The organism is Coleofasciculus sp. FACHB-712 (genome assembly GCF_014695635.1).
GTDB lineage: Bacteria > Cyanobacteriota > Cyanobacteriia > Cyanobacteriales > FACHB-T130 > FACHB-T130.
The window spans coordinates 1-9123 of record NZ_JACJOQ010000514.1; the positions used below are offsets into that span (position 1 = coordinate 1).

The 9123-nt window shown below is 47.1% G+C and carries 10 protein-coding genes; 4 read left to right on the top strand and 6 right to left on the bottom strand.

Going from position 1 to position 9123, the window contains the following annotated elements:
• The 4 genes from H6F50_RS17230 to H6F50_RS17245 form a co-directional block, all read right to left on the bottom strand.
• The coding region (locus tag H6F50_RS17230) for an AarF/UbiB family protein (RefSeq protein WP_190429649.1) at positions 1-605 on the bottom strand (605 nt) is incomplete at its 3' end.
• Between the two features lie 221 nt (positions 606-826).
• A complete protein-coding gene (locus H6F50_RS17235) occupies positions 827-3055 on the bottom strand; it encodes a GAF domain-containing protein (RefSeq protein WP_190429650.1) in 2229 nt (742 codons plus the stop codon).
• Between the two features lie 219 nt (positions 3056-3274).
• On the bottom strand, positions 3275-3535 hold the full coding sequence (locus H6F50_RS17240; protein WP_190429651.1) for a hypothetical protein: 261 nt from the start codon (positions 3533-3535) through the stop codon (positions 3275-3277).
• Positions 3536-4018: 483 nt separating this feature from the next.
• Positions 4019-4909 (bottom strand): hypothetical protein, encoded by an 891-nt coding sequence (locus H6F50_RS17245; RefSeq protein ID WP_190410859.1) that lies wholly within the window; start codon positions 4907-4909, stop codon positions 4019-4021.
• Between the two features lie 371 nt (positions 4910-5280).
• Between H6F50_RS17245 and H6F50_RS17250 the strand changes: the two genes are divergently transcribed.
• Positions 5281-5826 (top strand): 3-isopropylmalate dehydratase, encoded by a 546-nt coding sequence (locus H6F50_RS17250; protein ID WP_190429652.1) that lies wholly within the window; start codon positions 5281-5283, stop codon positions 5824-5826.
• Between the two features lie 134 nt (positions 5827-5960).
• Positions 5961-6305, top strand: coding sequence for an NAD(P)H-quinone oxidoreductase subunit M (locus H6F50_RS17255; protein ID WP_190410861.1), 345 nt, complete (start codon positions 5961-5963; stop codon positions 6303-6305).
• Between the two features lie 80 nt (positions 6306-6385).
• On the opposite strand, the gene H6F50_RS17260 is transcribed toward H6F50_RS17255, so the two are convergent.
• Positions 6386-6658 (bottom strand): hypothetical protein, encoded by a 273-nt coding sequence (locus tag H6F50_RS17260; RefSeq protein WP_190410862.1) that lies wholly within the window; start codon positions 6656-6658, stop codon positions 6386-6388.
• Positions 6659-6743: 85 nt separating this feature from the next.
• Entirely contained in the window at positions 6744-7091 is a 348-nt protein-coding gene (locus tag H6F50_RS17265) for a hypothetical protein (protein WP_190429653.1), read from the bottom strand.
• Positions 7092-7447: 356 nt separating this feature from the next.
• Between H6F50_RS17265 and H6F50_RS17270 the strand changes: the two genes are divergently transcribed.
• Positions 7448-7687 carry a DUF6737 family protein gene (locus tag H6F50_RS17270; RefSeq protein WP_190410864.1) on the top strand — a complete coding sequence of 80 codons (240 nt, stop codon included), beginning with the start codon at positions 7448-7450 and terminating at the stop codon, positions 7685-7687.
• Positions 7688-7840: 153 nt separating this feature from the next.
• On the top strand, positions 7841-9123 hold a 1283-nt coding region (locus tag H6F50_RS17275), incomplete at its 3' end, for a protein phosphatase 2C domain-containing protein (RefSeq protein ID WP_190429654.1).

A 9123-nucleotide genomic window follows, 5' to 3' on the forward strand; every position in this document is an offset into this window, starting at 1 on the left:
TCTTGATAAAGAAGATTAAAGAATTCGCTATAAATTGCTTCTAATTCATATTTTCTTGTCCAAGGCATATAGCGCCGCGAAAAACGGACAAGCCTACCCAAAGCTTGAAAATCTAATTTAAATAACCTTTCTAATCCCGGACGTTGTACTTTGACAACAACATCTTCACCCGTATGCAGCCGTGCTTTGTGGACTTGCCCTAAACTAGCCGCAGCAATCGGAAAACGATCGAATTCCCGATACAGAGCATGAATTGAATTACCAAGTTCCAATTCAATCAGCGCGACTGCTTGCTCGGCACTAAATTCCGGAACCCGATCCTGTAGCTGCCCCAACGCTTCTACATATTCTAGAGGCAGCAAATCTGCGCGGGTAGATAATGCCTGCCCAATCTTAATAAAAGTGGGACCTAAATCTAGTAAAGTTTCAACTAACCACTGTGCCCGACGCTTTTTATGTAAAGGGGAAGTATTTCTAAAGATATTATCCCACCATAAATAAAACACCCACTCTGCTGCTGCTCCAAAAATGTCTAGTTGACGAGCAAGGGCAGTATATTTCGTTCGTTGCCAACGTAGGGGTTTTAGTGGAGCTTTTGCGAGCATATCATCCCTTAATAAAGTCAGGAGTCAGAATCGGGGTGCTTGGCAGGTAAGCCCTTACAAGAATTAGTAAGCCGTGAAATCTCGAAGCAAGCCAGTCTGAACTGCTACAAGAACAGAAGAGAGGAATTCACCACTTTCCCCCTATTTTCAGAATATGCAAGTTAAACGTGCAACAGCTTATAAATTCTCAGATTTGGCGTCTGGTTGTCTAGTTTCTGGCTTCAGACTTGAGTGCTGTCAAAAGACTGAGGCAATGTGAGGGTAAAGCAGGTTTCGCAAGCGTGAGTATCTTCAGTAGAACAACTAGAGACAGCGATCGCACCATTGAGGTGCTGTACTAAAGACTTTACCAGAGCTAGGCCCAACCCAGTGCCTTGAATTGCTTGTTCGGTGATGCCTTTACCCCGGCGGAATTTATCAAAGATATACCCCATTTCTGCTGGCGAGATGCCAGGACCATTGTTGCTCAAGTAAAGAACAATCTGATTCCCTTGCGGATTAATCTCGTGAGTAGCACGCAAATGAACGGTAGAATCTGGCTCAGAATATTTGCCAGCATTGGTCAAAAGTTCATGCAGTATGCGATTGAGGCTATCCGCGTCAGTCTGAAGCATTAGCGATCGCTTGGGGAACTCTACGGCTAGCGTTAATCCTTTATCCACCCATTTCTGCTCAAACGGCTCAACTAACTCTTGAATAACCTGTTTGAGGTCTATCTTTTGCAGATGAATTGAAGATTTCTTCGACTCCAGTTTCTGGAGAGCGAGTAAGTCCGCGATCAAATCAATTTCTCGAGTACACTGCTCATCCAGCATTTGCAGATACTTAGCACGACTTTCTGGCGACTGTTCGGCTTGACGTAACATCCGAATTGCTAGCTTCATCGTGGTGAGCGGTGTGTTCAACTCATGGCTCAGGTTGCTGATGAATTCATCCTTCACTTGATTGAGTTGCCGCAACTGATCGAGTTGTTGGCGAGTTTTTTCGTACAACTTTGCCTGCACTTCCATACTGCCTTGCAGCTGGGCGGTACGCTCCTCAACGAGGGCTTGCACTTGGCGTAATGATTGCGTTTGAATGATTGCCGTACTCGCCTGAGCGCTGACTAATTTTACTAACTCTAATTCCTCAGATTGCCAGGAACGAGGCTGATGATGCTGTAGCACCAGGAACCCTAACACGGTACCTTGGCTTTCCAGGGGAACCATCAGCAGAGCAGGCATGGCTTCTTTAAACAGGTCGGAGGATTGGCTGGCAGAGGTGTCTGCTGGGTTGCTGGTAGCGAGATCCGCTTGATTCGCGATCGCCAATAGCTCAGGTGACTGCATGAAGACCTGTTGGCACCAGTGACACTCCGAGAGCGCAAAAGAATGGTTTAACCAAGAAGGTGAAACAGAAGCGGTTGTTTCTTTAATTGCTGCTTGTTCGCTGTTGCTTTGGGAAGACCATTCGCAAACCACCGTAACTTTCGCTTTAGGAATCTGCTTTAAAGAACGGTTTTTCAACGGGGGAGCGACGTATTTCAGCAGTAGAATAAAGCCACGGTGAACTTGGAAAGCTTGAGCTGTACCGGCAAGCGCGAGTTGGAGAATCTGATTCACGTCTTTGCCTGCTCGAATTGCCAAGGTCAGCTGGTTGATCAGGATTTGGTATTGGGCGGCGATACGCACCTGTCGCTGGAGTTGGACTTGAGAAATTGCGATCGCAACTGAGTCTGACACAGCTTTCAGCAATTCTTTTTCAATCTCTGTCCAATCGCCGGGTTGCGATCGCCCGACGACAATCACCCCATTTGCTGAAGATTGAAATTGGGTTTGAATTCCCAGCACGGCACGTACCGGATCTTCCCAGGCACGTCCAGTTTCAATTGCCTGAGTATCCGAAATCGCTACAGGTTGGCGATCGCTTAGGATCTCTTCTAGCACGGCATTTTCTTGCATCCATCCTTTCGAGGACAGAGGACGCACGCTCTTAAACTCAACGGTTCCCGCCTCCGCCACGTTGGATGTTCCGTTAGACCCTGAAAATGCCTCTGCATACCAAAAAGCAGCCTGTGGCGTCGCCTGATGGCTCGCGATCGCTTTTATAAAACAAGCGTCTGCCTGCAAACTCCTTCCCACCACCTCCGCAATTTTGGGCAATACCGCTTCCGGAGCTGAGCTTGTCAGAAGGATTTGAGTAATCTGTTGCCCTAAGTGAATGCAGCGATCGCTGGGGTAATGCATGAGTGCGCCCTTGTATTCCTCTATAAAACCCGGTTCAACTGGACTGGGCATCGGTGAAGTGAGAGGCTCTACCATCAGGGTTGCAGCTGTTTGCAGCTCTTTGACAGCCGCCAGCTCTTCCTGAGCCGCTTTACTAACGCTAGCGTGCCGCTTTGCGACCAACTCTTGGGACATCCGCGTTGCGATCGCAGTGGCTGCATCCATATCCGCTTGTGCATCATTCATCTTAGCCGAGCTTCATTAGGAGGACATCAAGGCAGGGGTTAAAAGACACTCTGCTGGATAGAGGGAGAGGCGTTGGCACGGCAGCAATAAAAACAGTCGTTTGTCGGGAGCAATCCGCTGTCAATCTTTTACAACCATGACTGGGGCAACCAGATTTCACCCTCACTCTTCTATAGACTAGGGTTCCCAGATTTTTTAGATTTCTACCAGTTCAAATGCCTAATTTCTAGAAGTGGTAACCAGTACCTCTGTGGCTAACCGTTTCAACGACTCAGCCTGCCCCAGGATTTTTTCTTCCAGCAGCACGCGCGACTCTTGCGTCACCTGACCAGACATGGCAGCTTGTTGTAGGCTCATAAAAGCTTTCAGATCCTCTGAGCCATATTTGCCTTGGAGCATCTCCCGGAGCAGCTCTTCTGCTTCCACTGTCAAAAAACCAGTACTGAGAGCTTGTTGAACCACTTCTCGAATTAGAATCATCGTGCACCTCCTAGACGACTTGCTCAGCAAGGTCAGTATCCAATTTATCCAGTTGCCATCAGGTGACGCTAATCTTTCTGTCTAAGTGACCCTGTCGGCAATGACTTTATGATGTATACATCCTGATTCTTGTAATTTCCAGTTAGGGCTTTTGTGATTGAAATCACTGAAATATCTACTAAAACCTGAATGCCAAATTGGCTTTTTCTTAAATAAAGCTCAATGGCAGACTTGCTCTAAATCACAGTGACGTAACTTCTTTTCTCCCCTTCCTCCGTAAGCGTTTCATCCCTAAAACAAGAGGAGTCAGGAGAAGTTGGCGTAGCGCTAGCGCAGTCTTGCCAGTCTAATGTCAGGTAGTCGGCAGAAAAACCATTGGAGCAACGAGAAGCTCATTTTTTGAATAAAACGGGGTTCTCACTAAAGAAGTGATTTTCAGCGGTTTTTCTAGGGAACAACCTAGGGAACAACAATGTTTGACGTTTAAGAACGCCTTTTTTTTGCTTCCTGCTGGGCAATTTCACTCTTTTTCCGATAAGATTCCACCCGATCCTGAGCCGTTCCGTAACGACTATCAGAGGGGGGTACAGCAGCCATTAAATCGGAAGCTTGTTGCCATTTAGCCGCCAAATCCAACCACTGAGCAGAAGTCTGAGCATTTCTCCCCGCAATTGACGTTTGTTCCGCCAGTCGCACCGCGTCTGCAAAAGGATCTGACGAAGGCAATGCAGTTGTCTGGGTGCTTGATGCTACAGGTGCTGAAGAGGTTGCTGGCGCTGTCGTCTTTGGGGAAGAGTTTGGCGCAGAAGCTGGCGTCCGAGTAATCGTAAATGGCCCTAGCCAATCATAAAGTGCCCAGCCTACCAGCAGTAAAAGTAACGATAAGCTGGCACCGCCCACAATACCACGCCAGAATTGGCGTTTTTCCCGTACAAACCGGGAGGACGGCTGGGGGAATGGTGGCTGACTTTTTTTGGCAGGTTTCCGTCCCTTGAAATCTTCTCCTAAACGTCGAAAAACATTCGGCTTGGCAAGGGTAATTTCTTCAGCCCAAAGTAACTGACTCTCCGGATCTCGATGAATTTCTTCTAGCCAGAGTAATTGTTGCTCTCGGACAATCCGACTGTTGATATTGACTCGACGAATATTTCGCGGTGAAATTGATTCCAGAATCTGCCGAATGCGCTGTACCAGGCTAGATTGTTCGAGTTGATCTGGCGTAGCTGCCTCACACAAAAGCTGCAAGACACCATCGGCAAAAATGGCTCTGGTTCTGACACCAGCCTCTGCCAGCTTGTCATTGAGTATTTGAATAATCGCCGCCACGCTCCCCTGGCGAGCTTGTTTGGCGATATCATCCATCGGATCAACCATTTTGTTTGAGTAAATGATGCCGGTAGTTCAACCTGACTTTTTTTATTTAAGAGTATCAGTCTTTTTGTTTAAGAGACTCTGTCAGAGTAGTATAATTGACCGGCAACTGCGAGCGCTCCTTTTTTGCTCTTAGTTTCCTGAAGCAGCGCAGATGATTGCTAAAGGCCTTGCTGTGGCAAGATGCCTCTGTCAGAAGATATTTTTTCTACATTGAGCGGGAGGTTCGCTTACGAAGGCTTTGTTAAGGCAATTGGGAGGCATGCAAGCACCTCCCATTGCGAGATGCTATCTGTCGCAGAGCAGCCAGTCGCACTCTTGAATGATAAAGTGAAATAGCTAAACAGAAGATTGGAAAAACCGGGAACTGAATCATGGGCGCATTGATTCGCGGCGCAATTTTTGTTTTGGATGACAACATCGATACCGATCAAATTATCCCAGCTGAATACCTGACTCTGGTTCCTTCCAAGCCTGACGAGTACGAAAAGTTGGGCAGTTATGCCTTGATTGGATTGCCGGATCGTTATGGAAAGTTTGTGGCTTCTGGAGAAATCAAGACCCAGTATCCCATCATTATTGCTGGGGAAAACTTTGGTTGCGGTTCTTCACGGGAACATGCACCGATTGCTTTGGGTGCTAGCGGCGTTAAAGCGGTGGTGGCTCAGTCTTATGCTCGGATCTTTTTCCGCAATTGTGCGGCTACTGGGGAACTTTACCCTTGGGAATCCTCTGAGCGGTTGTGCGATGAATTTGAAACGGGACAGGATGTTTCAATTGATTTTGAACAAAATCAGCTGATTAACCATACCTTGGGTAAAACTTATTCTCTCCAGCCTTTGGGCGATGTAGGCCCAGTGATTGATGCGGGGGGGATTTTCGCTTATGCTCGGCAAACAGGGATGATTCCTACCCGGTAGCGATCGCAACATTTTGAGTGTTGAATTTTGAGTTAAATCCTTCAACACTCAAAACTTTTGAAGCTAAGCGCGATCGCTTTTACAATTCTTTAAAATAGTTATTAATGTCTGTAAGCCAAAAACTATTGACGACTATGCTCCTAAAGTGTACAACCCGCCACATCCGCATCTATACCGCTGAAGTGAAGAACAACGAACTCGTCGAGAGTGACAATGTATTGACCCTAGATGTCGATCCAGATAATGAATTTAATTGGAACGAAGACGCTCTGCAACAGGTTTATGGCAAATTCGATGAGATGGTTGAAGCTTACAACGGTGCAGATTTAACCGAATATAATCTGCGTCGTATCGGTTCCGACTTGGAACATTTTTTGAGAAGCCTGCTACAGCAGGGACAAATTAGTTACAACCTGAGTAGCCGCGTTCTTAATTACAGCATGGGACTGCCTCAGGTTAGCACTCAATCGGCTGAGTAATTCTTTTTTAGTTGTTAGAAAAGTTGAGTTTAATTATCAGAAAACTTTCTAACAACTAATTACTGGTCACTACAGATAATTTACCGCCAAATCCGATTCCCATTTTCATCAACGCGAGCTTGGCGAATCACATCAGAGATTTCCTCGGCATCCTTAACATGGTGTAATGCCTTCTTTTCTCCGTCCGGCTCTTCCACTTCAAAGTAAGTTGGAACAACGATATGGTCGCCGGTAATATCTGGCGCATCTACCGCAATTTGCTGGGCTTTTTCTTCAACGGTTTCGGGTTTGTCGGAAATTCTATCGCCCGGATTAGTAGTTCTATTGGTTGTATCTTTGGGTGGGTTTTCCATATAACTCCTAAAGATTTGAATCTTAATGTTACTAATATTAGATTAGAGAAATGGGTGTGCGATCGCCTCTTTCTGTGGGTGTAAGTCAGCTCTCTGTCTGTTTCTGCATAGATGAGGAATTTTGCTGAGGTGAGTTGATAACGCTACCATCCAAAGACTGAGCATTTGCAGCAACTTGGGATTTAGCCGCTCGTTTCTGCTCCAAAAATTGCTTAAGAGCAATGCGGCGATTTTCTAAGAAGCGGCTCCAAAACCCTGGAAGAAAATGATCCATCGTTTCAGCCAGCGCCCAAGTTTCCAAATTTACCATCTTGGAACGCAGGCGGTGAGACTCCTCTAAAGAGTCAATTAATTGCTTAATTTCTGCACTAGCAGGTGAATTAAGCTCTGAAAATGGTGGATCTGTAGCAGTATAGGCTTCGGACTTGGGCATGGCAATTGGGGAAAGTGGCAGTACACAGAGCAAATTGGAACAACAATCCTTGATTGGCGAAATTGGAGAACCTGCAAAGGGCACAATGCGGTATCAAAGCAGGACAACAAATGTAAACCCTCGACTCCCCATCTCTACCAAGAAAGGGGAGGATTTCGCCCCTCGCTCGTGAGGAGTTGAAAGAGGAGTTAAACTGCCCCGGTTGAAGTTTGGTAGCTGGAGTGATTTTACCCAACGTTAAAAAAAGCATCGCCTAGTCTGATTCAAATTTAACGCGAAGTGTCAGTTTCTCAAGCACGAGAAGACCCTTAACCGCTAAACTCTGGAAATAGAAACTTGATTATTTTTTACCTCTAGTGTATAAAAAAGACCCCGAAAGCCCTTGGACGTATAAACCTTGGTGGTGTCAGCCTTGGTCTATTTTGCTGACAACTATTACCGTCATCACTGCCTCTTGGACACTAACCAAAACAATTTGGATAACGGCTGGCGTCTCGATTCCCATTCTTGTGTGGATGTCATACTTTTTGCTACTCTGGCCTCGACTAATGCGGCGTTATTATCAGCAAACAGAAAATTCTGTAAGTGAAGAATGAGTTTTATTGACCGATCGCAAATCTATTGAGTGTCAGAGGCTACAATCCAGATTAACGCTCAGATTTGGCGAATTGAGAAAGAGCTACCTTTCTCAGTAGCTTCTGGTAACAGCAAGTCAAATCACAACAGGCTGATGGGAGCGCATAACCTTCATGAACAATTCTGCGGCAACGCTTTACTGCTCGAATCTCAATTGTCAGGCTCCTAATCCCCAGAGCCATAACTTTTGTCAGAAATGCCGCACGCCGTTGCTCAAACGGTACTTGTGGGCAGTTGGTGAAGGGATAGAGGCTTACAAAGCTGGGGATCTGATTGCTGAGCGATATTTGCTGAAAAGCGATCGCATCATTTTAGATACCAAACCGGCTTTGTCTCCGGAAATGTTGCCGGAGATATCCAACAGCCTTATGCCGTATCTCAAGCTGTCTCCCTATCAGCTGCACGTTCCCCAACTATACGGACTTCTGACACCAACGGAAGGGCAGCGTAACGCCGAAACTTGGCTGCTAGAGCAGGTACCGATTTACAGCTGCGGGAACGGGGAAGGCACCCTCATGCCAGAACTAACCAGCGTCTGGAAAAACGCCTCGGCAATGCGCCAACTGACTTGGCTATGGCAGATGGCAAATTTGTGGGAACCCCTGCAAATCAATCATGTAGGGTCGAGTTTGTTGACACCAGCGCTGCTGCGAGTAGAAGGTTCCATCCTTCGGTTATTGATATTGCAGGCGGATCGAAGCTCCCCAGTAACGCTGCAAAACTTAGGTCAACTTTGGTCTAAATGGGTCGCCGCTTCACACCCAACCATTGGAAAATTTTTGGAACAAGTTTGTCAGCAGCTCAACCAAGGAGCCGTACAGACGGCAGAGCAGCTGGTGGGGCTGTTGGATGAGGCAATGGAAACCATTGGGCGATCGCAATCTTGCACCTATCAAATTGTCACCCGCAGCGATACAGGGCCAACTCGTCGGCAAAATGAGGATGCCTGCTATCCCCCCAGTCCAAGCAGTACCAATCCCTCCCTTCCCTTGGCAATAGTCTGCGACGGTATTGGGGGACATGAAGGCGGGGAAGTCGCCTCCCATCTGGCAATTGCAACTATCCAAGAGCGAGTACAGAATCTGCTGGCGAATCCAGCCAATCCTTTAAATCCGACCGCTCTTACCCTAGAATTGGAAAACTTTGCCTGTGCTGCCAATGATGTTATCAGCCAGCGCAACGACACGGAACAGCGGCTCGACCGGCAACGCATGGGCACTACGTTGGTGATGGCGTTAGCCCACGCTCATGAAATGTATATCACTCATGTGGGAGATAGTCGAGCTTACTGGATTACTCGCACGGGGTGTCGGCAGATCACCCTAGATGATGATATTGCTTCGCGGGAGGTGCGGCTCGGATACGCCCTCTACCGGGATGCAGTGGAACAATCCGG